1 protein-coding gene is annotated in these 220 nt (G+C 75.0%); it reads left to right on the plus strand.

All coding sequences use genetic code 11. From position 1 onward, the window contains the following. On the plus strand, window positions 1–220 hold a 220-nt coding region (locus FJ658_RS15200; protein ID WP_141146220.1), incomplete at both ends, for a hypothetical protein.

The raw sequence follows: 220 nt of genomic DNA on the forward strand, positions 1-220 counted from the left end.
GCCCGCCTGCGGGTCGAGCTCGACGCCGTCGAACGGTGGTGGCCGATCGGCTACGGCGCGCAGCCGCTGTCCGATGTCGTGGTGCGCCTGCGCGCCGACGGCGAGCCGCTCGACCGGGCCACCCGGCGGGTCGGGTTCCGCACGCTGCGCTGGGACACCGATCCGGACGCGGACGGCCGGCCGTTCCAGCTGATCGTCAACGAGCAGCCGGTGTGGGTGA

The sequence above is a fragment of the Schumannella sp. 10F1B-5-1 genome (genome assembly GCF_006517535.1).
Lineage (GTDB): Bacteria > Actinomycetota > Actinomycetes > Actinomycetales > Microbacteriaceae > Schumannella.